General features: G+C 63.2%; 23 protein-coding genes. 9 read left to right on the plus strand and 14 right to left on the minus strand.

What is annotated here, in order from left to right:
• Nucleotides 1–133: 133 nt before the first annotated feature.
• Complete coding sequence (locus BJQ95_RS11785; protein WP_240694915.1) at nucleotides 134–982, minus strand: SDR family NAD(P)-dependent oxidoreductase; 849 nt, start codon at nucleotides 980–982, stop codon at nucleotides 134–136.
• A gap of 99 nt (nucleotides 983–1081) precedes the next feature.
• Between BJQ95_RS11785 and BJQ95_RS11790 the strand changes: the two genes are divergently transcribed.
• A complete protein-coding gene (locus BJQ95_RS11790) occupies nucleotides 1082–1711 on the plus strand; it encodes a TetR/AcrR family transcriptional regulator (protein ID WP_130179040.1) in 630 nt (209 codons plus the stop codon).
• Nucleotides 1712–1865: 154 nt separating this feature from the next.
• Here BJQ95_RS11790 and BJQ95_RS11795 read toward each other — a convergent pair whose 3' ends face one another.
• Entirely contained in the window at nucleotides 1866–3923 is a 2058-nt protein-coding gene (locus BJQ95_RS11795) for a PhoX family phosphatase (RefSeq protein WP_130179039.1), read from the minus strand.
• 1019 nt (nucleotides 3924–4942) lie between these two features.
• On the opposite strand from BJQ95_RS11795, the gene BJQ95_RS11800 reads away from it, so the two are divergent.
• Nucleotides 4943–5254 (plus strand): helix-turn-helix transcriptional regulator, encoded by a 312-nt coding sequence (locus BJQ95_RS11800; protein WP_130179038.1) that lies wholly within the window; start codon nucleotides 4943–4945, stop codon nucleotides 5252–5254.
• Here the strand turns inward: BJQ95_RS11800 and BJQ95_RS11805 are convergent.
• The 3 genes from BJQ95_RS11805 to BJQ95_RS11815 form a co-directional block, all read right to left on the minus strand.
• Nucleotides 5165–5560 carry a hypothetical protein gene (locus BJQ95_RS11805; RefSeq protein WP_165385013.1) on the minus strand — a complete coding sequence of 132 codons (396 nt, stop codon included), beginning with the start codon at nucleotides 5558–5560 and terminating at the stop codon, nucleotides 5165–5167. The two genes, BJQ95_RS11800 and BJQ95_RS11805, sit on opposite strands and share 90 nt — an antisense overlap.
• Before the next feature lie 39 nt (nucleotides 5561–5599).
• Nucleotides 5600–5917: a hypothetical protein gene (locus BJQ95_RS11810; RefSeq protein WP_130179036.1), complete on the minus strand. Its 318-nt coding sequence runs from the start codon at nucleotides 5915–5917 to the stop codon at nucleotides 5600–5602.
• A 196-nt stretch (nucleotides 5918–6113) separates the two neighbouring features.
• Nucleotides 6114–7028 carry a GTP-binding protein gene (locus BJQ95_RS11815; protein ID WP_165385015.1) on the minus strand — a complete coding sequence of 305 codons (915 nt, stop codon included), beginning with the start codon at nucleotides 7026–7028 and terminating at the stop codon, nucleotides 6114–6116.
• A gap of 170 nt (nucleotides 7029–7198) precedes the next feature.
• Between BJQ95_RS11815 and ykgO the strand changes: the two genes are divergently transcribed.
• The 6 genes from ykgO to BJQ95_RS11845 all read left to right on the plus strand — a co-directional run bounded on the left by ykgO (nucleotide 7199) and on the right by BJQ95_RS11845 (nucleotide 13894).
• Nucleotides 7199–7321, plus strand: coding sequence for a type B 50S ribosomal protein L36 (gene ykgO / locus BJQ95_RS11820; RefSeq protein ID WP_088455075.1), 123 nt, complete (start codon nucleotides 7199–7201; stop codon nucleotides 7319–7321).
• Between the two features lies 1 nt (nucleotide 7322).
• Nucleotides 7323–8447, plus strand: a complete 1125-nt coding sequence (locus BJQ95_RS11825) for an NAD(P)/FAD-dependent oxidoreductase (RefSeq protein ID WP_130179034.1) — start codon at nucleotides 7323–7325, stop codon at nucleotides 8445–8447.
• Nucleotides 8448–8512: 65 nt separating this feature from the next.
• On the plus strand, nucleotides 8513–9553 hold the full coding sequence (locus tag BJQ95_RS11830) for an arsenic resistance protein (protein ID WP_256041367.1): 1041 nt from the start codon (nucleotides 8513–8515) through the stop codon (nucleotides 9551–9553).
• Entirely contained in the window at nucleotides 9553–10560 is a 1008-nt protein-coding gene (locus BJQ95_RS11835) for a GTP-binding protein (protein WP_130179032.1), read from the plus strand. The genes BJQ95_RS11830 and BJQ95_RS11835 overlap by 1 nt, the downstream gene beginning before the upstream one ends.
• Nucleotides 10561–10601: 41 nt before the next feature.
• Complete coding sequence (locus BJQ95_RS11840; protein WP_130179031.1) at nucleotides 10602–12239, plus strand: ABC transporter ATP-binding protein/permease; 1638 nt, start codon at nucleotides 10602–10604, stop codon at nucleotides 12237–12239.
• Nucleotides 12236–13894, plus strand: a complete 1659-nt coding sequence (locus BJQ95_RS11845) for an ABC transporter ATP-binding protein (protein ID WP_130179030.1) — start codon at nucleotides 12236–12238, stop codon at nucleotides 13892–13894. Before BJQ95_RS11840 ends, BJQ95_RS11845 begins: the two co-directional genes overlap by 4 nt.
• Before the next feature lie 28 nt (nucleotides 13895–13922).
• Here BJQ95_RS11845 and BJQ95_RS11850 read toward each other — a convergent pair whose 3' ends face one another.
• The 7 genes from BJQ95_RS11850 to aztB all read right to left on the minus strand — a co-directional run bounded on the left by BJQ95_RS11850 (nucleotide 13923) and on the right by aztB (nucleotide 21839).
• Nucleotides 13923–14933: an ABC transporter substrate-binding protein gene (locus tag BJQ95_RS11850; protein WP_130179029.1), complete on the minus strand. Its 1011-nt coding sequence runs from the start codon at nucleotides 14931–14933 to the stop codon at nucleotides 13923–13925.
• Nucleotides 14930–15718, minus strand: coding sequence for an ABC transporter ATP-binding protein (locus tag BJQ95_RS11855; RefSeq protein ID WP_240694914.1), 789 nt, complete (start codon nucleotides 15716–15718; stop codon nucleotides 14930–14932). Before BJQ95_RS11855 ends, BJQ95_RS11850 begins: the two co-directional genes overlap by 4 nt.
• Nucleotides 15719–15752: 34 nt before the next feature.
• A complete protein-coding gene (locus tag BJQ95_RS11860; RefSeq protein WP_240694913.1) occupies nucleotides 15753–16757 on the minus strand; it encodes an iron ABC transporter permease in 1005 nt (334 codons plus the stop codon).
• Between the two features lie 764 nt (nucleotides 16758–17521).
• The gene (gene aztD / locus BJQ95_RS11865) at nucleotides 17522–18721 is read right to left on the minus strand and encodes a zinc metallochaperone AztD (protein ID WP_205750233.1); all 1200 of its coding nucleotides are present in this window, start codon (nucleotides 18719–18721) and stop codon (nucleotides 17522–17524) included.
• 36 nt (nucleotides 18722–18757) lie between these two features.
• A complete protein-coding gene (gene aztC, locus BJQ95_RS11870) occupies nucleotides 18758–19684 on the minus strand; it encodes a zinc ABC transporter substrate-binding protein AztC (RefSeq protein WP_205750232.1) in 927 nt (308 codons plus the stop codon).
• A 2-nt stretch (nucleotides 19685–19686) separates the two neighbouring features.
• Nucleotides 19687–20907, minus strand: a complete 1221-nt coding sequence (locus tag BJQ95_RS11875; RefSeq protein WP_130179026.1) for an ABC transporter — start codon at nucleotides 20905–20907, stop codon at nucleotides 19687–19689.
• Between the two features lie 68 nt (nucleotides 20908–20975).
• Nucleotides 20976–21839, minus strand: coding sequence for a zinc ABC transporter permease AztB (aztB, locus tag BJQ95_RS11880; protein WP_240694912.1), 864 nt, complete (start codon nucleotides 21837–21839; stop codon nucleotides 20976–20978).
• 104 nt (nucleotides 21840–21943) lie between these two features.
• Here aztB and aztA point away from each other — a divergent pair, with 104 nt between their 5' ends.
• On the plus strand, nucleotides 21944–22561 hold the full coding sequence (aztA, locus tag BJQ95_RS11885; RefSeq protein ID WP_240694911.1) for a zinc ABC transporter ATP-binding protein AztA: 618 nt from the start codon (nucleotides 21944–21946) through the stop codon (nucleotides 22559–22561).
• Between the two features lie 286 nt (nucleotides 22562–22847).
• Here the strand turns inward: aztA and BJQ95_RS11890 are convergent, their stop codons facing one another.
• Entirely contained in the window at nucleotides 22848–24200 is a 1353-nt protein-coding gene (locus BJQ95_RS11890; RefSeq protein WP_130179025.1) for a hypothetical protein, read from the minus strand.
• A gap of 61 nt (nucleotides 24201–24261) precedes the next feature.
• The gene (locus BJQ95_RS11895; RefSeq protein ID WP_240694910.1) at nucleotides 24262–24969 is read right to left on the minus strand and encodes a TIGR03943 family protein; all 708 of its coding nucleotides are present in this window, start codon (nucleotides 24967–24969) and stop codon (nucleotides 24262–24264) included.
• Nucleotides 24970–24988 lie beyond the last annotated feature (19 nt).

Raw genomic sequence — 24988 nt, forward strand, 5'->3', positions numbered from 1 at the left:
CTCCCCTGCCGGTTGACGGCCTGGTAGTCAGGACCATCTAAGTCCATGTTCATGAGTCCGACTCAGGCAACGGGCGTTTAGCGTGCGCCGTGTCACGCCAGTCGGCGGGCGAAGGCCTGCAGCGGGTCCAAGGTCACACCTGCTCGCTGCCGCCGTCGACGAAGACTTCGGCCCCGGTCATATACGTGCTGTCATCGGAAGCGAGGAACAACGCTACGCCAGCGATCTCATCGGGACGACCGAGCCGACCCATGGGCGAGTCGTCAGCCATCGCCTTCAGCATGGCGGCAGCCTCGGTAGGCCCTGGAGCCAGGTCCGTGAGGCCTGGCGTCTCCGTGGAACCCGGAACGAGGGTATTGACTCGAATGCGTGCGCTAGCAAGCTCGGCGGCCCAGGTACGACCGAAGGAACGGATGGCCGCCTTCGACGCGGCGTACGCGGTGAATGCCGGAGTGCCATTGCTGGCGGAGGTGGAGCCGGTCAAGATCACGGACGCGCCGTGGTTGAGCAACGGCAGTGCCTTTTGGACGGTGAAAACGGTCCCGAAGACGTTGCGCGCGAAGGTGCTCTCGAGATGGTCACGGGTCAGGTCCGCGAGTGCAGCGAATTCGCCGCCTCCGGCATTGGCGAAGAGCACATCCAATCCGCGCCCGCCCGCTTTGACCGCGGCGAAGAGGACGTCCAGATCCGTGTCACTGCTGACGTCACCCAGCACGCCGATTGCGCCGTGGCCGATCTGTTGGACTGCTTCGTCGAGCTGGTGCTGTCGCCGACCGGTCACGTAGACATGTGCCCCTTCCGTCGCGAACCGTTCCGCCGTGGCGAGGCCGATTCCCTGCGTTCCGCCGGTGACCAAGGCCACCTTGTTGTCGAGTCTTCCCATGATCTGCTCCTTTTCGTTGAAGTCCCACAATCCGCCCGGCGCCCTGCAGCGCGTCACGCTCTCTGCGCTATGGGCTTTGTCTACCGGTGAGCCGATCATGGTAATGTTTCTGACTGGATAGTCAATAACTGTAGGCCATATTTGACCTAACAGTCAAGAATCGAGGCGGTCGCCAGCGCCGCCGAAGGGACGCGCTGAATGCCACGACCACGAAAGTTCGACGAAACGGAGGTAATCGCCTCAGCGAGCCGGGCGTTTGCCAAGACCGGTTACGCCGGCACCTCGGTGGATGATCTCGTCGCTGCAACCGGACTCGGCCGACAGAGCCTCTACAACGCATTCGGCGGCAAGAAGGAACTCTTCATGCGTGCCCTCCTCAGCGACACCGAGGACGCAGTCGCAGCCGTTGAAGCGCTGCGCCACGGTGTCGACAGCCCTATCGTCCGCATCCGCGCGCAGCTCTTGAGGGTCGCGGTCACCTACGGCTCGGGTCGGGAGCAGCCCTCACTGTTCGCCAAGGCTGCGATGGAACTCTCAAGCCAAGACCCGAAGGTTTCCGCATCGGTTCTCAGTACCTTCAACGCTATGCAGATCCATTACCGGGCGTGCATCATCGAAGCGCAAGACGCCGGCGAGGTAGAGGCCGACGCTGACGCTGACGCCCTGGGGGCATTCTTCCTGGCCCTTATCGAGGGGATGGCGATTCTCGGGGGTTCAGGGGTCTCCAGGACAAACCTGACGGCTGTCGGCCTGACCTCGCTTTCAGCGATCCCACTCTCCGATCGCGGGCGGCACGCCCTGGTAGGACCTGCAGGCGACTGGAGCTGACGCACCAACAAGAATTGAGTCCGCGCGACAGCGCGAACCTCGAACGAACAGAGCCCGATGAGGCAGTCTGCTCGTTCGTGTGGTCGAGGAACCGTCAACCCACCATGTGCGCGGTCGTGGTCCAGGTTGGGCCGTCAGCTGTCCCCAGTGATTTCTAACCCTGCCAGACCTGAACGACCGACGGACGTGGGGCGGCGACCCGCCCGCCGCCGCCGGTGGTCGTGTAGTCAGGGAAGTAGGAGTGCTGGTTGGCAAAGCTCCCGTCTTCGCCCGGGTGCTGCACGGCCACATAGACCATTCGCTCGTCGTCTCGAATGATGGGGCCACAGGTCTCTGACTCGCGCGGCACGGCGAGGAACTGGTCGACGCGGCCTCGGTTGGTTCCTTCGAGTCCGACACGGAACAGGCCGTCGTTGTAGCCGATGGTGCCCGGCTGGCCGTCGGTGGAGATCCACAGGTTGCCGGCGGTGTCGAATGCCAGGTTGTCTGGGCAGGAGATCGGTGAGACCTGGTCGCGCGGAAACCCAGCGAAGTATGCCGAGCCGGAGACGGCGGGGTCGCCGCACACTAACAGGATGGTCCATCCGAAGCTCGTCGCGGTGGCGTCGTTTCGCGACTCGGTGATCTCGATCACGTGGCCGTCGCGGTTCACCGTCCTCGGGTTGACCTCGTCGACTCCGGCCCTTCCGGGCAGGCCACGCTCCGTGTTGTTGGTGCAGGCGACGTATACCTTGCCGGTGGTGGGGTGCGGTTGCACATCCTCCGGGCGGTCCATCTTGGTGGCGCTGACAGCATCGGCGGCGAGGCGGGTGTGCAGGAGCACCTCCTCGACGGTGAAGCCGGGAACGGCGCTTGCCCCGTTCAGCGTCAGCGGGATCCACTGGCCGCCGCCGTCAAACGCACCATCGGTCGGCAGGGCGCCCGTGCCGGTGATCTCGGCCGCCGGAGAGTTGCCGCTGAAACGGGCAACATAGAGGTCGCCGGACTCGAGAATCGTCTTGTTATGCGCACGGGCCTTGACGCTGTTCCCCGTGCGAAAGGTCTTGTGAGAAACAAACTTATATAGGTAGTCGAAACGCTCATCGTCACCCATATAGGCCACGACGCGGCCGTCGCCGGCGACGGTGACGTTGGCGCCCTCGTGCTTCATCCGACCCATGGCGGTGTGCTTTACGGGGGTGGAGCTGGGGTCGAGAGGGTCGATCTCCACGACGTAGCCGAACCGGTTCGGCTCGTTCACGTAGCCGGGGTTCGCCACGGCGTCAAAGCGCGGGTCGATGGCCTCCCAGCCGTAGGTGGACGGCGATGCCGACAGGCCGTACCGCTTCTGCCCCGCCGTCACTGCCGGCGAGCGGAAGTAGTTATTGAAGTTCTCCTCGCCCGACAGAACGGTTCCCCACGGGGTGGTGCCGCCGGCGCAGTTTCCGAACGTTCCGAGTACGGTCAGACCCTCGGGGTCAGCCTGCGTCTTCATCAGGTCGTGCCCGGCGGCCGGACCGGTCAGACGAAACGGGGTGGATGCCGTAATGCGGCGGTTGTAAGCGGAGGAACGCAGGTAAGCCCACGGGCGACCTCTCTTGTCGCGCTCGAGCTCGACAACGGCCAGGCCGTGCGCAGCCATCGTGATCCGCAACTGCTGCAGCCGTGCGGCCTCGTTCGCGGCCGGCGGGAACATGATTCCAGGGTTGGTGTATTCGTGGTTCGTGACCAGCAGGCCATGGCGACCGCCGCCGCCCTGCAACTCGATGATGTCGAGGTAGTCGTTGTTATAGCCGAACTGCAGCGCCTGCGCCTCAGGAGTCTGGTTGTTGATGTCAAACTCGGGCGCGCCGGCCAGGATGGGGTCGCCCCAGCGGATGATCGGCGCCCACTGATACCCGGACGGAACCACAAAACTGTCCACCGTCGCGGCAACCGGAGCGATGGCGGTGAACTCCAACCCAGGCCCTGCGGCGTGGGCTGCAGACGTGCCGCCGACCGGCGAATCGAACGCAGAAAACGCGAGCGCCAGGGCGCCGGCACCCGCGCCCAGCAGCATCGAGCGACGGGAGAGTGCCAGGCTGACGATGTCTCTCAAGTATTCATTGTCTGACTGGTTGCAGACCCCCATCGCGCAGGCGTTACCGCATTTCAGCTGGCACGTCACCGGACTGCGCTTGCCCTTGGTGTGGCTGGCCATCGGAAGACTCGTCCGTGTTTCCTGCTGCGACATGATTCTGATTCCCTTCGTCGGTCCGTCTCGACAAGCTCAACGCAACAAGGCGCAGGTGGCCGTCCGGTTGCGCTCAGGTGAACACGGACAGGCCGGTAGGTTTCTCCCAGATGGCCCGAGCTCAGCCCCGGTCCGCCTGACGCGGCCGCACGTGGCACCGGTCTGGTCGGACGGTGCCGTCGCAATTAATCGAAGTTCGTAAGGGTCTCTGAAGGGTGCTCGCGCCGCGGAATCCTGAGCCTATTACTGCTGGGGTATCTTGACTCCAACCCAGAACCGCTGATGGCTGCTTCGGCTTTTCGCCCACCCGCAACTGGGGCGGAATCACGTGGGTTTCCGCTGTTTTCATTGGATTAGAGAACGTGCTGAGACGAACGAATACGTGCTGATTCTGGCCACGATGCGATGTATCTTTTGCGATTACGGACAGGACTCCAGGGTCCGCGTTGAGTTCGTCATCCGCCCCCTCCCGGTACGTCCTATTCCTCGTGGGAGACAGGAGTCAGAGCTGCCAACGTGGCGCCCGCCCACCGCTCGACAAACTTGGCGAGTCGCCCCTGGCGGTAGCGCCTTTGCGACGAGCTGGTAGCAGGATTCCGAGGACGTGGTTGCGCCTGACGTCACGCCAGCATCGCCCAAGGGGATACGTCATTCCCGACTCACCAAGGCTACTTGAAGGGTTGCGTCCCTGTGAGTGGTGTGGTTTCCCGCTCTTGAGCGTTGCTTCGTCAACGTGAAGGTCCACCGTGGAATGGTCAGTGAGTACCGATCAAAGAACTGACAAAGGACACCACACGATGGCTCTAGACCTGTCTGCCCTGCTCGACCTGCTGGGAGAACTCAAACTCACTGATGTCGCGTCACGAAATACTTCGGCGCCAGTCGCAGGAGCCGCTCGTCGCCCGTGCCCGCGAGCGGCGATGAGGCTTCGCCGACTCTATGTGGCATTGGTCATTGAGAAGCATTGCCAACTAGATAAATCTATTGCAATGCGCTTATGTATCTGATCTGATGAGGTCATGGCAAGCGGTGCAGGTGTAATCGAGGCGGCAGAGATTTTCAAGGCGCTGTCTTCACCGGCTCGGCTGGAGGTGCTGCGATTGCTTGCTCTATCTGACATGTCGGTCACAGCCCTTGTGGGCGCGACGGGCTTGTCACAACCTCTAATGTCACAGCATCTGGGCACATTGCGTTCAGCGCGGCTGGTCGCCGTTCGCCGGATTGGACGGGAGGCGACGTACTCAATTGTGGATCGTCATATCGCCCACATAGTTGAGGACGCGATCTCTCACGTCCTCGAAGAGGACCTCCAACACACACTCACTAAATAGGAAGAGACGATCATGTCGACAATCGAAATCCACGCTGAGCACACCCTGTCCGAGCACGAGCACGGTGTCGACTGCGGGCATCAGGCAATCGAGCACGACGATCACACCGATTACGTTCATGGCGCGCACCACCACGCTCTCCACGAGGGTCACTATGACGAACACGAGGCCAAGGCGGAGCACACGGTCGAGGATCACACCCACGGCGCTGACTGTGGCCACGAATCCGTCAGCCACGGCGACCACACGGACTTCGTGCATGACGGCCACAAGCACGCTGAGCACGCTGGCCACTACGACGAGCACTAATCAACACCGACGCGCCCTAAATAGGCCTGCCCGAGCCTAGCGCTTGGCGATGGCCGGCGGCAGGTTCTCCGCGGTAGGTGCAGCTTGGAAGTAGTGCGCGGGGCTGTGCGTGCGTATGGGCTTGCCGATCCCCAGTACGGCGTCAAGCAGCACGGCCGGAACGCTCTCGGCCGGCGTGTCGAGGCGCGTTGGGCCGCCGGATGCTATCCAGTCCACCAGGGCGTCCAGCGCGGCTGGCTGGTCCATGCCGCCCAGCCACACGGATGGACCGGTTTTTCCGGTGGCACCGTTGCGCCGGGCCACCGCAGCAACCGCGCCGGTGGCGCACGCTCCTAAACATTCTGTGGCGACCAAGACGGCGCCCCTGCCGGTGGTGATAGTTGACCGCAGCCGGTCGGCGCCGCTCTGGCCAGCAGCCAACCGGTGAAGCGCCTCGCAGCGGTGACCTGCACACATGGCCACCAGCGGTCCGCTGGCTCCTCGGTCGGTCGAGGGTGTAGCGTCTGCGTTTTTCATCGTGGGCACCTGTTCTGTCGTGTCGAGGTGGCTCTTAGGTGGTGGACTCGCTGTCGAGGTCCCAGGCCGGGAAAGGATCGGCCAGAGACTTCCATTCGATGGGACCGCCCACGAACTCGTGATTGGTCAGCAGGCAGTCGTCGAGGTTTGCGGTGAGCTTGGCAGCGTCGAGGTCCATTCCGAAGAAGGCGATCTCTTGACCCCACGGCGACTCGGGGTCCTGACTTCCCATGCTGGTCGGTTCAAAACCGATGGTCGGACCGGCACTATTCCATGAGCCGACAACGTGGGGACGGGAGGCGAGACGGAAGAGCCCGCGGGAGCGCAGGATCTCCCCCGCCTCGGCCGTCCGAGCACTGAGAAACTCAGCCAGCCGACCCGGGTGGAACGGGCGAGGATCACGGTAGACGACGCATCCCAGCCCGGCACGGCTCGTGGTCAGGAGCCCCTCACCGTTGAGCTGACGAATCCAGCCCGGGCTCTGCTGAAGCCAATCCAGCATGTTCTCTCGCGGAGGTAGCCAGGGGCTGATCGTGCTGCGGCCGTGTCGGGCGAACACGACCTGACTGGAGGGGTTGAGGAGGCGGACGAAATCGCGCAGGTCGGCACAACCGGCCGAGGTCGACAAATCGGTCTTGTTGATCACCACAACGCTTGCCCATTCGATCTGCTCGACCAGCGCATCGGCAATCGTGCGGTCATGCTCACCGTGCGTCACACAGGACACAGGAGGAAACGGCGCCAGAGCGTCGCTACGGATGTCCACCCAGAATGTGGACGCGTCAAGCACGCTCACAAAATTGCCGACACGGAGTCCGTCAGCACCCGGCCACAGTGACCTCTCGTCGCTGGCAGCGACAACGGACATTGCCACCTCGATAGGGACTGCGGACGGGTGAATCTCCAGCATCGCTCCGGTCGGGGTGACGCGCGCAATAGCGTCACGCACGGCACTGGGATCGGCCCCGGCGAGGCTGATACTGGTCGTGCCGGTGGCCCGCGCGATGGACGTTTTACCGGCACCGGTCAGTCCACTAACGAGGTTCACGGTGTGAGAGGGCGATAAGTTCATAACTGCTACTCTAATTGAGATTTGTTCTCAATAAGGAAGAAGTGGGCATGAAAGTCAGAAATTCGCTCAAGGCGCTCAAGAAGCTCCCGGGTGCACAGATCGTGCACCGCCGGGGACGGGTGTTCGTGATCAACAAGAAAAACCCGCGCTTGAAGGCCCGACAGGGTTAGCGTGGGAGAGAACCGCAGCATTCTCGACACCGTCGTTGTCGGCGCCGGTCCCGCCGGTGTGGGCACTGCCCTTGCGCTCCAGGCTGTGGAGGGCCTGGTGCACGGGGTCATCGAGCGCGGCCAGCTCGGCGAAACGTTTCTGCAGTGGCCCGAGCAGCTGACTTTTTTGACGCCGTCCTTCACGGGAAATGGATTCGGGGCGACGGATCTGAACTCAGTGCACCCGGAAACGTCCCCGGCGTTCAGTTTGGGTGTCGACTATCCCACCGGCGCCCAGTACGCCCGCTACCTCCGGGGGGTAGCCAAGCATTTCTCCGTGCCGGTCATGACCCAAACCGAGGTCTCGGCTATCACAGCCACTGTTGAGGGGTTCACCCTAACCACCAGCAAGGGCACCGTTCTAGCCCGCACGGTGGTCTGGGCCGGTGGGGAATTTCACAACCCGCGTCAACCGAGCATGGCCGGTAGTGAGCATGCCGACCATTCCTCTGCTCCGGCGGCGTGGACGGCACGATCAGGCCAGGTGGTGGTCATCGGCGGCTACGAGTCCGGACTCGACGTTGCTTGTTTCCACGTGGAAGAGGGCGCTAGCGTCACGGTTGTCGACCCGGATCATCCGTGGCAAGCCAGGTCCGGATCCGACCCGTCGTTTCGGTTGGCTCCGCGTACTCGTCAACGCGTCAAGTCGGCTCTGGCCACTGGGCGGCTCACCCTGTCCGACGCCGGCCGGGCCACAGGGATCAGGCCCGATGCCCGGGGTGTCTACACGGTCGCTCTCATGGGTGGCATCGCTGTAGCGTCTCATTCCCGCCCCGTTCTGGCCACTGGATTCGGACCTGGATTGGGACCGGCCGCGCACTTGTTTGAAGATCGTGCAGACGGCTGGCCTCTCCTCGATGACAACGACGAATCGACCGTGAATCCGGGCATTTTTCTTTCTGGGGCGGCGCTGCGTCACGGCGGGCTGAAATTTTGCTTTGTCTACAAGTATCGACAACGCTTCGCGCACGTTGCTCGGGTAATCGGAGAACGACTCGCCAAGGACTGTTCCGGATTAGAAGCGTGGCGACTCGCCGGGATGTTGACCGATGATTTGAGCTGCTGCGGCACGGAATGCGCCTGCTAAATCCCGCCAGCACACCGCGCTCATTTTTTGCGCTCGCAGGACGGTCGGTGACGTCGCCGTGGGCGTTGTCGGTTCTGCTGCTCTCAGCGATCGGGGTTGGTTCCGTTCTCGGGTCCATCAGCCCCCATACAGGTGAACGGCTCAGCGGCGCCGTCGACGCCACCGTGCTCACGCTGCTGTGTTTGCTCCTATTTGAGGTTCGTTTCTCCGATGTTCGGCGGCTGCGCTCCGCACCACGATTTCTGGTGGTGGCGTGGTGCGCGAATTTTATTCTTATTCCGATCATCGGGTTCACCATCGCCTCCCTCTTTCTCTCCGAGGAGCCGTTGCTGTTCACTGGGTTGCTGATCTACTTCCTCGCCCCATGTACGGACTGGTTTCTTGGGTTCACCCGACTTGCCGGGGGCAACACCGCGCTCGGCGCCGTTCTTTTGCCTGTGAACCTCCTCACCCAGCTCGTGCTGTTTCCCGTCTTCGTCGCTCTCTTCGCCCGCACGACTCCCGTCGCAGATCCCGGATCGATGCTTCAGACGGTCGGGCTGTGGTTCGCCGTTCCGGTAACCATCGCAGTGTGTGCGCGCTTGCTGCTCACCCGGTGCCTCACCGCAGCGGCTTTCGACCGGCTCCTCCAAGTCGTCGGCGTCATCATTCCGTGGGTACTCGCCACAGTGATCGTGGAGATATTCGCCGTTCATATCGGCGCGATCCTCAGCCGGGTTGAGGTGTTCGCGACTATCCTGCTTGCCGTCGTGATCTTCTTCACTCTCACGTATCTGCTCGGCCACATACTCTCAACAGTGTTCAGGTTCCGGTACCCCGAGCATGCTCTTCTGACGATGACGACCGCGGCCCGAAACGCGCCGCTCATGCTCGCGCTGACCATGATCGCCTTTCCCGGGCAACCCCTCATCTACGCGGCCCTCATCATCGGCATGCTCGTCGAGTTCCCCCACCTGACCGTCATCCGTGTGCTGCTGATCCGCAACCGCCACACCACCGAGAACCAGCCACTGGACTGCACTTCCCCCCAGCCCTGCCTCCACCGTCGGCCACCACGGGGTGTGGTGCGGGCGCCCAACGTCGATGTGAGAAACAGGGCGCGCTAATGCGGCAAATCCCGGTCATCGCGTTGACGGGGCACCTTGGCGCGGGCAAAACGACAGTCTTGAACAGGTTGCTGCGCGCCCCCCAGTCACGCCTGGGCGTGGTAATCAACGACTTCGGGACCATCAACGTGGACGCCGGCCTAGTCATTGGGCAGGTCGATGAGGCGGAGGCCATCAGCGGAGGCTGCGTGTGCTGCCTACCGGATGCCGGCGGACTGGATGGCGCCCTGGAAAAACTCACCCAACCACGGTTGCGCCTAGACGCCGTGATCGTGGAAGCCAGTGGCGTCGCCGACCCGACCGCTCTGGCCCGCCTGATCCGCTACAGCGGCATCGACCGTGTCCGTCCGGGGGGACTTGTCGATGTCATCGATGCCGTCGAACACTTCCGCACCATCGACCTCGGTGTTCTGCCGCCGGCACGGTACGCGGCAGCGTCTCTCATCGTGATCAACAAAACCGACCGCCTCCCCGCCGCCCGGCGGGACGCGGCAATCGCCAAAATCACCCAGCGGGTCCACGAACGCAACCCACACGCACACATCATCTCCGCCGCCCGCGGCCGCATAGACCCCGCCCTCGTGTTCGACGCCGCCCGGACCCCGGCCCCCGAGGCAGAGCTCCCGTTCGCATCCCTCATGCACGACAACGATGAATCCCACACGCACGCGGATGCCGTGACCGTGCTGGCCTCCGGACCCGTTGACCCCGGCCGACTCGTTGACTTACTCGAAGAGCCACCCGACGGGGTCTACCGACTCAAAGGCGCCGTCACAGTCGGTACCGGCACACATCACTACCGGTATGCCGTCAACGTCGTCGGTCGGCATATCCACGTCGGATCGCACCCTGCAAACACGGGCACCGATGGGCTCGTGGCGATCGGTATGCATCTGCGCGGGCACGCCGTCGCAGACCGACTCGAAAGCGCCCTTCAGCCTGTTGCGGAACGCCTCACCGGAAACGGGTTGCGCCGCCTCACCCGCTATCGCCGACTCAGCGTCTGAAACACAACATCACTCTCTGGGAAGAATAGGACACCGCATCAATGATGCTCAATCACAGCCTGTGGGCGATCACCCGGCAGCATCCACGACGCCTGGCCGGGACGACTGCACTGCTGATCCTGGCCACAAGCACTTATCTTGCCCAAGCATGGTTCACAGCGCACGCCCTGGCCGCACTCGTGGCAGGTCGCGGCGATGCGGCCCTGGGGTGGCTGGCGGGCATCGTGGCGGTCTCGATCCTGCGAGTGGCCGTGAACCTGGTCCAAACACGTCTCGCCAACAGCCTAGGCGGCGCCGTTCGGCTGCGCTTGCGTCGCGAGCTGACCGCGGCAGCGCTGGCGCCCCGCCGCCTGCACGACACTGCCGAACGCACGGGCGTTGCACGCCTCACGCTCACGGACGGCATCGACGGCGTTGACGTGTATGTGAGCAAGTACGTGGGTCACCTTCTGCAGGTGTTCATCCTGTGCCCGGTGATCCTGATCGCGATCGCCCAACTCGATTTCTGGCTCGCACTTATCTTGACCTGTTGCCTCGCCATGGCGGTGCTGGCCCCTCGATTGTGGCACCGGGTGCTGCGTAGCCGCGGCAGCGCCCACTGGGACAGCTATGAACGTCTCGCCGCCGACTTTCTCGAATCGCTTCAGGGCATGAAGACCCTGCGGCTGATCGGTGCAGTCGGGCGCACCCGTGAACGACTGTCCCGACGATCCAACGAACTGCACCAAGCCACAGTCGCCACCATGCGAACCTCACTGTTCGACACCGCATTGGTCGACCTCGCCATTCAAGCAGGAATCGTCGGGGCGGCCGCGACTGCCGTGCTCGCAGCAACGGGCACCGCACAGCCGAGCGTCGAAATATATCTACTCCTGCTCCTGGCTTCTGAACTGTTCCGCCCCATCCGCGACCTGTCACGGCACTGGCACTCTGGCTATCTTGGCCTGTCGGCGGTCGCGGGCATCGACGTTCTCCGCGCCGACGCTATTGCTGCTTCAACCGAGGCAGAACTCAGTCCCAGCAACGCCGCGATCACCCTCACGAACGTAACGTTTGGCTACGCCGGTGGAATACCCGTGCTGCGCGGTGTGACGTGCTCCCTGGGACCCGGCACGATCACCGCCCTGACCGGTTCATCAGGCGCGGGTAAAAGCACCCTTTTCGATCTGATTCTTGGCTATCTGCAACCCGAAACGGGGTCGGTCTCGGTAGCCGAGTCTGGCGCTGCGGCCACTCACGTAAGCGTGGTGTCCCAACACAGTTATCTCTTTTCCGGGTCGGTGCGCGATAATCTGACGGTTGCTCGGCCCGGGGCAACGGATGCTGATTTACATGCCGCCGCGCGCGCCGCGGGCATCCACGAGGAGATTCTCACACTATCGGGCGGATACGACGCCATCCTGGCTGAAGGCGGCGAATCCCTCTCCGGCGGTCAAAAACAGCGCCTGTCGGTCGCCAGGGCGCTGCTCGCCGACCGCCCGGTGCTGCTTCTCGACGAGCCGACAAGCGCCCTCAACGACTCGCTGGCCCATCACCTGATGGCAACGCTTCAGTCCGTGGCCCGAACGAAGGTTGTTTTGATGATCGCCCACCGCACGGAAACGCTCGACTTCGCTGGTCGGATTCTGCGCCTAGACGATGGTGTCCTCCATGAGTGCGAACAGGCAGTTCGCGCATGAATCGGCATCCGATCCTCGGGTTGGTCCCGTACCTGCGCGGAGAGACAAGAGGTCTTGCCTGGGCCTTCGCCGTGAGCGTGCTCAGTTCACTCGCCCTGGCAGCGCTGATGGTGGGTACGGCCTGGGCGTTGGGCCTCGCCGTGGTGGAGAACCGGGCCCCGCAGCCTGGCTTCTGGGCGCTGCTCGGTGCGGGGGTGCTGCTGCGGGCGGCGCTCACCTGGCAGGAAATGGACGTCTCGCACAGCCTTGCGTACCGGGTACTCGCCGCCCTGCGCATGAGCCTGTTCGACGGCTTCGCCCGCAGCACGCCATCCCCGAGCCACCTCAGCAGCCTTTCGCACAGCGGGGACCAATCCGCGGCCGCCATGGGCGACATCGAAAAGCTCGAGTTCTTCTACGCCCATACGATCGCTCAGCTCGCCGCGACCGGAGTCGTGGCTGTGAGCGGCATCGCGTTCCTGGGCGTCCTACACCCGTCCATGGCAGTGGCCGTTGTGGCGGCAGTAGTACTGCTCCTGGCCTGCAGCCGAGTTGGTGTGGCACGGTCCCGCCGGTTGGGCGAGAACATTCAGGAGTGCAACTCGGCTCTCTCGTCCCGGGTGGTCGAAAGCCTCACCGGGCGTCGCGAAATTATCGGTTACGGGCTCCAGGGACGCGTGGTCGACGATCTGGACCGATTCACCCGCCGAAGCGCAGGCCTACAACGCCAGCTCGATGCAACAACTGTCCTGACCACCGGCCTGCGCGACGTCATCATCGTCAGCACTGCGGTGGCCCTTGTCATCATCGCCACCTCAACTCCAGGCCTGAGCGTGGCGTTCCTGCCGCCGCTGATGGCGGGATGCTTTGCCGTGCTCGGCCCGGTGGCCGACGCCGGATCAACACTCAGTCAGCTCCATTCACACCGAGCCAGCGCTCGACGCGTCCTCGAGGGAATCGCCAAAACAACCGAGGTCGCCGATGCCACCGCACCGCTCCAGCTACCAGCCGGCGCCCTCGGCCTCGACGTCGTTGACCTCTCCTTTGGGTATGCCGCCGGCAATCCGGTCTTTACGGACTACAGCCTCACCATCGCACCAGGGGAACGGGTGGCACTTCGAGGCGCATCCGGCGCAGGAAAGACCACCCTCGCGCACCTGCTCTCTCGCTTATGGGCACCGGATACGGGACACATCGACCTCGTCAACCGGGCCGGCCACCGAGTCGGGCTAACCGAAATCCACGACGCTGACTTCCGGAGTGTCGTCGCCGTCGTCAGCCAGGACGCCCTACTGTTCCACGGCACCGTGATCGACAACCTCCGCCTGGCCGCACCGGCGGCGACGGTGGCCAACATCGCTTCTGTCCTTCACAAGGTGGGCGCTGACGACTTCATCGACGCCTGGCCCCAGGGTATGGATACCATCATCGGGGAACGAGGCACAGCCCTATCGGGCGGGCAGCAAGCCCGAATATGTTTAGCTCGCGCACTGCTCATGCGTGCGCGGATCCTGATCCTAGACGAAACGACGGCGAGCCTTGATCCCACCGCCGAAGGCGACGTTACCCGACTCGTTCAGGGCCTCTCCCCCGACGTGACGGTGATCACAATCACGCACCGAGCGTCAACGCTCGCCGCCTCTGGACGCATCATCGACATCCGTCGCCCGAGCTAACCTCGGGCGACGGACACCAGTTTCCGTTCTAGAAAGCCGTCGGATACAACTCGGCCGCCAGCTGCTGAACAACACGAATGTTGCCCAGAGTGCCGGGGAACACGTCCGCGGCACTGATCGCGATCATCCGGTCATTCTTCACTGCAGCAAGGTTGGGGAACGTTGCGCGAAGGTAGTCTTCGGTCTCCGCGGCTTGCTGCTCCGTGCTGACAGCGAAGACGATGGCCTCCGGGTTTTCGGCGGCGAGGGACTCCGGTGAGATACTCGCAGCGAAGAAGTCGGCAAAGGCCGCGTCATCTGGCGAGTACACGTTGTCTCCGCCGGCAAGTGAAATCATGTCGTATTCGACACCCGCACCGATTGCGGACAGCGATCCCCCTTCCACAAAGAGCTGGGCAACGCTCAGACGGGGCTCCTCAGCGATGGCTGCCTTCACGGCGGCTAGGTCGGCTCGTCCCTGGTCGCTCAGGGTCTTCGCGGCCTCCCGGACATCAAAAATTCGGCCGAGGTTGTCGATATCAGTGAAGATATCGTCGACCGTGCCCGCGTTGCGACGCTCGAGACACCCACCGGTTGCTGTGTAAGCATTCACCCCAGCTTGTTCGAGCTGGGCGATACTTGCGAAGCCCTGCTCAGCGGTGAACTCGTACCCGGTGGGCGAATACACAAAGTCCGGTTCTGCGCTGAGCAGAATTTCGCGCGTCGGCGGTGCGTCATCGCTCAGCACCGGAATGTTAGCCGCCTGTGCGGCCACATCGGCGGGCAACTCTGCAGTACCGACCTGGGCCTGGCCCACCAGGCTCTCGTCGAGGCCTAGGCGCAGCATCAACTCCGTTTGAGAAGGGCTCAAACCCACCGCGGATACTGGCACGCCCGTAAAATTTAGTGTGCGGCCGCAGTTTTCAACCGTCCAAGCGTCTGAAGAAGCAGCGGGGCCGCCGGTCGCGCCGACTCCCGTTCCGCAGGCGCTGAGGATGAGGACCATTCCGGTGGCCGCCGCGGTTGCCGTCAGGTTTCGTGTGAGGATACGGTGTTTCATTGCTGAGCTTTCTGTTTTGGTGTGGGGTTGGTTTGGCTGGACTGCCGTGAGCTGTAGGCGATGAGAAGCTGCCCAGTTTCGGGGTGACGCATGCGGTGTGAGCGCACCCCGAAGACGTCGCCGATTAGTTCGGGGGTCAGCACGTCTTCGGGTCGCCCGAAGGCGGCGACTCGGCCGGAGTGCATCACAGCGATCTCGTCGCAGTGTGCAATAGCCAGATTGAGGTCGTGCAAGGCCGCGATCGTGGTGAGGCCGAGGTTTGAGATGATGTGCATCAACTCGAGCTGGAAAGCGATGTCGAGGTGGTTGGTTGGTTCATCAAGCACAAGCACCCGGCTTTGTTGCACGAGGGCACGGGCCAGCAGAACCCGCTGCTTTTCACCACCGGACAGCCCGGAGAACGCCCGGGCTGCAAAATCGAGTGATCCGACATCCGACAGCGCTTGCTCTGCAAGGCTGAGATCGTGCCTAGTATCTGCACCGAATCCCTTTCGGTGTGGCACCCTCCCCAGAAGTACGACATCGAGAACATCCAGGTCAAATTCCGATTCGGATTCCTGGGCCATCACGGCCACGTTGAGTGCCACCGTTCGCAACGGCATGCTCCAGACGTCGGCGCCGTCCAACAGAACCGCACCGCCCGTCGGCCGTGCAACGCGGTAGAGGCTGCGCAGCAACGTTGATTTCCCGCTTCCATTGGCCCCCAGGATTCCGACGGTGTGCCCTGGCTCGATCACGAGACTGGCTTCGTGGACAACGGGCGTACCACCAAGTGAGATGCTCACCCGGTCGAATGTGACTCGCATCAGATCAGGCCTCTCATCGGTGCAGCCCCGCCTTGACGGCGCGTTTGCGGCGCATCAACCAGAGAAAAAACGGTGCTCCCACCATGGCGGTGAGAATGCCCAACGGGATCTCCGTCGGCGCAGCCACCGTTCGGGCGAGAAGGTCGGCTAACGCGAGAAACAGGCCCCCCGCAAGCACCGCGGCCGGCATCATCCGACGGTGGTCGCTGCCCACAAGGATCCTGCACACGTGCGGAATGACCAGGCCGACAAAACCGATTCCCCCAGCAACGGACACGATCGTCCCCGTCAGTAGCGCCGTGGCCACCAGCAACCCGCCTCGCAGCCGCTGCACAGAGACACCGAGCGACGTCGCCGCCTCGTCACCCATCAGCAAAGCATTCAACGACCTACCCTGCACAAGGGCAAGCACCAAGACTCCTGCCAAGACCACAGCCGGTGCAGCCAGCTGGTTCATGGTGACCGCCGAGACACTCCCCAGCAAGAAAAACAGCACACTGAAGACATTCTGCGCATCGGTTGTGATTGTGAGGTAACTCGTGGCCGCGCTAAACAACGAACCCAGAGCAACCCCAGAAAGGATGAGCCGGGTCGGTGAAATAGCACCGCGCTGACGGGCGAATAGATACACGGCCGTGGTGGCCACAAGCGCGCCCGCGAAAGCCGCGGCCTGCACGCTCAGACCGCCGACGACGGCAGAACCCAACACAATCACCAACACAGCACCCACACCCGCACCTGCTGAAACTCCCAGAATGTATGGCTCGGCCAGCGGGTTACGCACCACCGCCTGCATGAGCGTGCCGGCAAGAGCCAAGCCTCCCCCGGCGAGCAGAGCCATCAAAACCCGCGGCAATCGGAACTGCCACACCGCCTGGTCCTGCAAAACCGTGATCGATCCGTCGACCATCCACGGCATGCCAGGTACGAGATGCCCGATGATGATGCGCAGCGAGTCGGCCGATGACACCGCCACCGGTCCGGCGCTGCTCGAAACAAGCACAGTCAGAAGGATCAAAACACAGAGAGTAGCGTACAGAATCTGAGACCACCGAGTTCCTTTTTGGCGCAGAACTGTCAGAGACGCCGACGGCGGCGCGAACACAGGCCGGGTCATGCGGGCGAAGCAAAGGTCGACATCATTCCTTAATTATAATGATTTTCAATAAGACACGTCCACACGCCAGCGGACACCCGCTTCGCCAGTGTGCGCTCGTGACTACTGGCGCACTTCGGCTGAGATCCGTGATCGCCCTGTGACATTTCCTTGTCAAAGGCAGCCCTCAAACTCACCGACCCAGCACTGTCCCTGGCAGCGGCGGAACGATTGCCGGCGTTGCTGGTGATCACACCAGTGGCGTGAATTCCGTCGGTTGGTCGACAAGCAGCAGACAATAGGTCGAACTGAGAATCGCTCTCACAGGAGCGCTTCGTTGGCATTGCGTCCCGGAAAGGAAGTCTCCCTTGGCCATTTATTCCTCCACACGTACCACGCGTCGAGCCACGCACACCATTGGCAGCACAGCTCTCGGCCTCCCGGCCGCATTTTCCCTAGTTCTTGGCGCCTCGACACCGTCCTTCGCCGCGACAGGTTCGCAGACCGGCGAATGGGACGTTGGTGTCACGTCCAGCACCCAGTCACCAAAGCTCAAGAGCTAACTCCGTCGGCCGTCCAGAAGGTGGCTGGTCCGCGCGCCCACGAACCACGGCAGTCTGACCGATACCCAGGTGCGCTGGGGGGCGCGGAGCACGCGGCTCCGCGCCCCTCGATTCGCCGCAGGGTTAGCCGGCGGCTACGGCGATCTCGTTCGGCGTGATGTCGAGTTCGCTGCTGGAGAGGATGTCACCGGTGGCCAGGTCGACGGCGTGGATACTGTTCGCATCGGGCTCTGTGACATACGCGATGCCGTCGGCGACGACTAGGGCGGGGTGCGGATCCTGCCATTCGGCCGGACCTTCCCACGCCTCGATAACGGGGAAGGAGTCGGTGAGTTCACCGGTCTCGGGGTCGAGCACGTGGATCGCGCCGTCCGTACCGATGAGGTACGCGAGGTCGTTCGGGCCGCGTGCGACGCCGCGGAAGGTGTACTCGACGCCCTCAGGAAGGTCTACGACCTCGAGCGACTCGGCGGCGGTGTCGATAAGAGCGACCGCTTTCAACAGGTAGCCCTCGGCGTCGGGGTCGTTCTTGTAGTCGCCGACGATGATGGGGCTGGTCTCGCTGACGTACGCGTTGCCCATGCGTCCGTAGGGCTGATCGGGGGCATCGAGCTTCTTGATCTTGCCGTCACGGTAGACAATGGCGCCGTTTTCGCAGCCGAAAACTACTGCCTCGTCGGCGGCGGTGCCTTCGCCGTGAACCCCGGGGCACTGGTCGTTCGAGGCGATCACTGCACCGGAGGTATCGCGGGCCTCGATCCCGTTGCGTTCGTCGGAGTTTCCGACGGTGGTGAGGAAGGTGCCGTCCTCGAGAACGACCGAGACACCGTGGTGCGCCTCTACTCCAGCGATGGTCTCAACGTCGGGGAGGCCGTCCGAGGATGCCAGTGCGGCGGTGTCGAAGATCGTGGTGTCGCTGGTGCCGTCGGCGTAGAGGATCGTCTTGCCTGCGTGGCGGACGACGTGGCCGGGGGCGTCGGCCTCGAAGAGGACGTCGGTGAGCTCAGGCTTGCCGCCAGTGCCGGCAGCGGTGTTGAGCACCTGGAAGCCTTCGCTCATGGTGACCATGACGTGTTGGCCGTCACCGGCCTGGTTGAGTCGGGTGAACTCTTCGGTTTCGAAGTCGGCGACCGTTTTGAGGGTCGTCCCGTCGAGGACGAGGACTCCGCCCTCGTAGGAAACGGCGACGCGTGAATCGGCCTTCTCAACCGTGCTCGGAGGAGCTGCTGCGGGGGTAGTGCTTGACGAACAGGCCGCGAGGGTCGCGATCGTGCCGAGGGTCAGCAGCGTAACGCCTGCTCGCCGGAGATGGGGGGTGCGCATATGGTTTTCCTTCTTTATAGGTGGTGGGTTCGGGTGCTATGGGTAAAGCCCAGTGGCGATGCGCTGCGTGTTGACGCGCATCATGGTGAGGTAGTCGGGGGCACCGCCCTCAGGTCCTGTGAGGGACTCGGTGAACAGCTCGACTACTTCCACACGGACATCGGCTTCACTCGCCAGAGCCTGGACGAGCCGGTCTGGTGAGGAGGATTCCGCGAAGATCGTTCGCACGCCGGTGTCTTCGACGGCGTCGACAAGGTCGGCGAGGTCGGAGGCGGACGGAGCGGCGAGGGTTGTGCCGCCGGGGATTACGGCTCCGACGACCTCGAAGTCGAAGCGGTCGGCGAGGTACCCAAAGACGTGGTGGTTGGTGACGAGAGCGCGGCGCTCTTCCGGGATCGCGGCGAAAGCCGCAGTCATATCCGCGTCGAGGCTTTCCAGCTCCGCACGGTATTCGGCAGTGCGCTGAGTTATGCCGCCGGGATCCGCACCGGTCAGTTCGGCGAGCACGGGCTCTAGCGCATCGACCACGGCAATCACGCGAGCGGGATCGGTCCAGAAGTGCGAGTCGGGGCTCCCCGCCGCATCGCCCTCGATATAGTCGAGGACCTCGATGTAGTCGCCCGCAACGAAAGTTTGCACATCCTCCGCCGACGCTGCGTCGAGGTGTTGCTGTAGCCCCTCCTCAAGGCCGAGCCCATTCGAGACGACGAGGTCGGCCGAGCGCAGGCGGGTGGCCTCTTGGGCGGAGATCTCGAATGAGTGCGGGTCGGAGTTCGGTTTCATCAGCGTTACGACTTCTGCCTCGTCACCAACGATTTCCTCTACGACATTGCCGAGGATGTTCGTCGAGACGATCACCAGCGGGCGATCATCATTTGCTCCTGAGCAGCCTGCAAGGGAAAGGACCACCCCGGCTGCCACTATCGACGCGGTCAGCGATCTACGGATACGGTTCGGTCGCATGGTCAGCGCCCCGTTTCTGCGGTCAAGGCGGGCTCGGTGGACGTGGTGAAGGTGCGCGCGATGCGGGCGCCGTCGGCGTAGTCGATTTCGTGCAGCTGCCGCTCCACAGGTGCGCTGAGGTAGGCGCGCTGTTGGTCGGCAATGAGGACAGGAAGGTGACCTGCGGCAATGGATGCCGCCACGAGGGGGGGTGTCTCGGCGATGACCGACCCGCCGCCGTCGAGCACGAGTACGCGGCCGTCCTCGGTGAGAGCGAGCACATGCTCGTCGTCGTCATCGACCGCCGTCGCTTCCACCAAGGGTGCGGGAGCAGGCAAGAGTACCCACGACTGCTCGCGAGTGTCGAGCAGCCAGATGCCCTCGTCGCCGGCGAGGCCGGCGACGGTGGGGCGGCCCTCGCGATTGTCGAAGGAAGTCGCGGCGGGAGCGGTTGCATCAGCGGGATACGGGATCCGTTCGACAGCGACCTCACCGTCTTGAACGGAGGCGAGCAGGGCCCCGTCACCGCAGCCGATGACGGCGCCGACCCGGGTAGTGATCGTGCCGGCCGCGTCAGGGCACCGTTCGACGAGGCCGGTGCGCTCCCCCTCGGCGGTGTACCCGACGACAGAAGCCGAGGACCCGGTACCCTCGGTGACGAGCGCGAACGATCCGACGGGTACAACCATCCCGGCCCCAGGCTCGGTGCTGATACGGAACTTCTCCGAGATTTCGCCCTTGGAGAGCGCCTCAGTGTCAAGCAGTACGGCCTCGCCGGAATCGGGGAAGAACAACCCGGTGCCGCCTGCGGTCGACAGGTTGGTCGTGGCAACGGTCGTCTCGCCTTGTCCCCGAACGAAGCCGATCAGCCGCGGTTCGGCGCGGTAGTAGTGGAAGTGGTCGACATGGTCCCAGGTCCATACGCCACTGTCGATGATTTCGATACCGTCGGCCGTCTGTGCGAACAGGTAGCGGCCGTCCGTCGTCATCGCCTCTGGTTCGCCAACGGTGCCGATATCGGTGACGCTCTCATCGAGGAGGTCGAGATGGGAGACGGCACCTGTCGGGTCGATCGATGTAAGCCCCAGGCGCGGCTCAGCTAGCTCTGCAGCATTCGCGATCGCTCCGTGGTCCGCCCCGGCCTCCTTGTCCGCGGGCGCCTCGCCCAGCTCGGTGGAGCAGGCGGTCACACCGAACGCGAGGGCGCCGAGAAGAAAAGCGGAGGTCGTGATGCGATGGCGCACGTGTTCCTTTCGAATGGAGCGAGGTATGGCAAGACAAACTTTCGATAGCCCCGCGTGTGCGGCAGCTGTTACGCGGGTATGGCCGACAAGAATCTGCGTGGTCGTAGCGCCGTGAATGCCGCGCGTGTCATAAACGACAAGCCGGAGACGGCGATGGCGGTTGCCGCGACCGATGCCCCGGCTGCCGTCGCCGCATGCCAGGAGATCAGCAAGCCGACAAACACGGAGAGCACGCCGAGAACCGCGGCAAGTAGCATGCGGGTGGGGATGCGGTTGGTCCAATGCCCGGCGGCGACTGCTGGAGCAAGCAACAGTCCCACCACCAGCAGCGACCCGACGGCCTGATAGGAGGCGACGACCGCCAAGGTGACCAGTCCGACGAGCGCCGCCTGAGCCGAGCGCGGGCCGAGGCCGAGAACGGCGGCGATCCTCGGGTCCAGCGCGAGCGCGACGAGCGGCCGGTGGAACGCGGCCGCGACCGCGAGCCCTGCTGCCGCCGCAATCGCAAGGAGCGTGATGTCGATGGGCGCGATAGCGAGGATATCGCCGAACAGGATCGACGTCGCGTCGGTGGCGAAGCTTCCCGAGTGGGAGATGATGATGACGCCCAGCGCCAGCATTGACACGAAAAGCATGCCGATGCTCGTGTCGTACGACAGCCTCCCGCGACGCTGGAGTACCGCGATCCCGAGGCTCATCGTGACGGCACTGAGCGCTCCACCAACCAGCACCGGCACCCCGAGAACAGTCGCGAGGGCGACACCAGGCAGCATCCCGTGAGCGAGGGCCTCACCGAGGAACGCCATGCCGCGGATCACCACCCAGGTGCCCACGACTCCACAGAGGATCGCGACCAACGCCCCACCGAGGAGGGCACGCTGGAGGAAGTCGAGCGCGAACGGCTCGAAGAATCCGTGAATAGGAGTAGGCACGGTACCCGACCCTACTTGATAATGAGAATAGTTATCAACAAAGTAGTATTGGTCGAATGATGTCGACCATTCACCCCTCAGCACCTCGAGCGAGCCTTCGCGGCGTGTGCGTCGACTTCGGCGGCCGGAGGGCGCTGGCCGGAGTGGACCTCGACGTGCTACCCAGTTCGCTGACGATCGTTACCGGACCAAACGGAGCCGGGAAATCCACACTTTTAGAGGTCGTCGCGGGCACACGAGAGCCGTCCTCCGGCACACGCTCCGCCACCTCCGCCGTGGCGTTCGTCCCTCAGCGCACCGCCGTCTCTGACCGCCTACCCCTCACCGTCCGGGACGTTGTCGTTGTTGGAGCATGGGGGACGGCCGGCCGCTGGCGCTCCCTCGGCACTGAGTCCCGGGTCGCTATCACCGACGCGATGGAGATGCTTGAGATCACCCGGCTCGCGGCCGAACCTTTCGCGGCGCTCTCCGGCGGACAGAGGCAGCGGACGCTGCTTGCACAGGGGCTCGCACGTGCCGCCGAACTACTGCTTCTGGACGAGCCGACCTCGGGACTGGACAGCGCCAGCGCCCAGCGGATTCGAGAGATCATGCGGTCCGAGGCCGAACGTGGAGTCGCTGTGGTCTGCGTCTCGCATGACCCAGCCGTGCTCGCTGATGCAGACCGTGTCGTGGCGCTGGTGAGGGGCATCATCACAACCGACACCCGGTTCTATCCATAACCGAATGGACTGAAACCCGGCGAACGGCTCCATAAGAGCCGCTCGGACCCGGCAGTCATCGAGGCGCGTCGCCGACTCACCATGGACGAGATACGCACGAAGAAGGCTCTCGCTCGAGCTCGCGGCACCGAGATCGACATGGCCACCAAATCCGCGGGAGAATCTCGGCGGCCATCTCACCCAAATCGTAAGGCCGACGAATTCGCGAAAACCCCCCTCTGACGTCCGAATGTCCTACATCGCTGGGTTGACTAGGCCAGTGGCTCAGCAAGGCCCTGGGCGTGTTTCAGTTGCACCAGTGCGGCAGGAACCCGTTGATGCTCCGGACGCTGGCACCGGTAGCGAGATCGACGAAGGTCGTCATGGTTCCTGTGGACGCTGGCAGCGTGGGGTATTGGTCGCTTTCACCCTCTTCGGAGACGGTTTCCACGGCCACATATTGCCTGTTGGGAGACACGCAGAAGTCGCGGATCTCAGTGTTCTTTGATGCAGGCTCATAGACAAAAGAGCTGCCAGTGCGGCCGGTAAGGGCCAAGAACGGCCGAACTTCTCCATCGGTGCCCCATGCCTGATAGAGACGAACGTACTGCCCATCACGGTCTAGAAGTTCGAGTTTCGCGGGTATGGCGTCTCCAGTTTCATCATTGACGGGTAGGTCCAGTGGCGTCACCCTGCCGTTGCTGAGATCGATCGTTGAGCCCTGGGTGGGGTCGGCAACCACGAGGGAGTTCGTTCCCGGAATGAGGCCTCGCATCTCTACATGCTGGCCGAGCGGAACGATGTCACCGCCAGCAGTAACGTCGATCAAATACATGACCTCGTCAGGGCCCTGAGCAACAAGCGATGTCGTGTTGGGAACGAAAAGGTAGTCCGAAACCGTCAAGGGCTGCTGGTCGATCCCGAGAACGGGTTGCGGTACCGCCGACTGACCGCTCGCGTCGTAGGTGTAGAGGATGTCCGCCGGATCGTCGTCCCCGTCGATCGGTGCGCCCGCGAGCGTGAAGCCGAACAGGTTTGTTGTGCCGGATGTCAAGAGATCTTTGACGACTGCGTTAGACGGCAGCGTGAGCTCCAGCTCTGTGTCGTCGGCGAGAGAAAATAGCGTCAGGTGATTCGTATCATCCTGATCGAGGGTCACCACGGCGAGGTGGCTTGGCAGCACCGCGAATTCCTGTATCCGATCTGCGTTGAACACGACTCCACCTTCACCGTTAGCAGAAAGTGTGTCTCGCCGGATCTCGTCAGGTCGCTTGTGTCCATCGCTGCCGGTTCGCAAGTCGCGATGCAATGTGAAAAGTTCCACGTCAGCGGTGGTGAAGTCGTACTCAATCGACGACCGGGCGCCTTGGAACAAACCAATGACCGGGTCGATTCGAACTCGGTACTCGGTGTTGTATTTGAGGGTTTCTTCAAAGGTGACGGTTGCGGCGGTGCCGTCTACGGCGACAGATACCGGCACGTCGGGGGTTACTGTGATGTGATCCTGGTCGATGCTGGCTATCGGTTGATCCGCGGTCAGCAGTAGTCGTTGCCCCGGGAGGGCGATAACGCTTTTGAGGTTAATGGCAGCCGATTGCAGCCCGGGTCCCCGGGTGGTGTTCAAAAGTGCCAACGTGCTGGCCAGCAGGGCGAGGACCACGACCGTGCCGAGTAGGAGCCGGGTGAATTTCCGTCCGGTTCGAATGGACCCAGACGACGTATCAGTAGACATAAGGCTGTTGGGGTTGTTTGACGGCGGCGACACCTTCAGGAATGAGCACTATCCCCTCGCTGCTGGCGACGCTTGGATTGACGGCGAAGCCGCCCGATGCGTCCACCCAACTGTCCCGCGCGAACTCGTTCTGCCACCCGGGCCGATATACCGGCACTCCGACCGGTTGGGCATCGACCACGCAGTGGGTCACAACAAACCGTGCCACGTAGAACACGTTTTCCGGATCATCTTTATCGGGCGTCACGAATCCTGTAAGTCTCGCTTTTTTTCCGGCGTAGAACTCCGGCCCGGCGCCTTGCCGCAGTAGCGAAGCCCATTCCTTCACCGAAAACTTTGACGCATCCCCTCCTGTCAACTCGATTGAGGCTTCTTCGGTCAAAGCGGCGGCCGACCCGTTCAGGTCACGCTGCTCGAGGGTGGTTGTCGTCAAAGTGGCGGGTGGGAGAATCAGCAAGGCTGTCGCGGAGGCCATGATGACGATGACGCTCGCGGCTCCCCACAAACGTTTCGGTCCTGATTCGGTTTCGTGGTCGTGCAGTGCATGCTCGTCGTCTGCAGACAGTGCGAATGAGACGATTACGACCGCTGCGGCCACCACCGCCATAATGATCGCAAAAGCGAAGTAGCGCGGGTGAATGTAGAGGCCTAGCTGGCCGGTCACACCGAGCCACACCGTCGCCACGATTCCGATCAAGCTCAGTACCGCTCCCTGC

This window comes from Cryobacterium sp. SO1 (assembly GCF_004210215.2).
In the GTDB taxonomy this organism is placed as follows: Bacteria; Actinomycetota; Actinomycetes; order Actinomycetales; family Microbacteriaceae; genus Cryobacterium.

Coding starts and splice junctions, on each gene's coding strand:
- ykgO (WP_088455075.1), top strand. CDS start 7,199: ATGAAAGTCAGAAATTCGCTCAAGGCGCTCAAGAAGCTCCCGGGTGCA.
- aztD (WP_205750233.1), bottom strand. CDS start 18,721: ATGCGCACCCCCCATCTCCGGCGAGCAGGCGTTACGCTGCTGACCCTC.
- BJQ95_RS11785 (WP_240694915.1), bottom strand. CDS start 982: ATGATCGGCTCACCGGTAGACAAAGCCCATAGCGCAGAGAGCGTGACG.
- BJQ95_RS11795 (WP_130179039.1), bottom strand. CDS start 3,923: ATGTCGCAGCAGGAAACACGGACGAGTCTTCCGATGGCCAGCCACACC.
- BJQ95_RS11845 (WP_130179030.1), top strand. CDS start 12,236: ATGAATCGGCATCCGATCCTCGGGTTGGTCCCGTACCTGCGCGGAGAG.
- BJQ95_RS11840 (WP_130179031.1), top strand. CDS start 10,602: ATGATGCTCAATCACAGCCTGTGGGCGATCACCCGGCAGCATCCACGA.
- BJQ95_RS11850 (WP_130179029.1), bottom strand. CDS start 14,933: ATGAAACACCGTATCCTCACACGAAACCTGACGGCAACCGCGGCGGCC.
- BJQ95_RS11790 (WP_130179040.1), top strand. CDS start 1,082: ATGCCACGACCACGAAAGTTCGACGAAACGGAGGTAATCGCCTCAGCG.
- BJQ95_RS11835 (WP_130179032.1), top strand. CDS start 9,553: ATGCGGCAAATCCCGGTCATCGCGTTGACGGGGCACCTTGGCGCGGGC.
- aztC (WP_205750232.1), bottom strand. CDS start 19,684: ATGCGACCGAACCGTATCCGTAGATCGCTGACCGCGTCGATAGTGGCA.
- BJQ95_RS11800 (WP_130179038.1), top strand. CDS start 4,943: ATGGCAAGCGGTGCAGGTGTAATCGAGGCGGCAGAGATTTTCAAGGCG.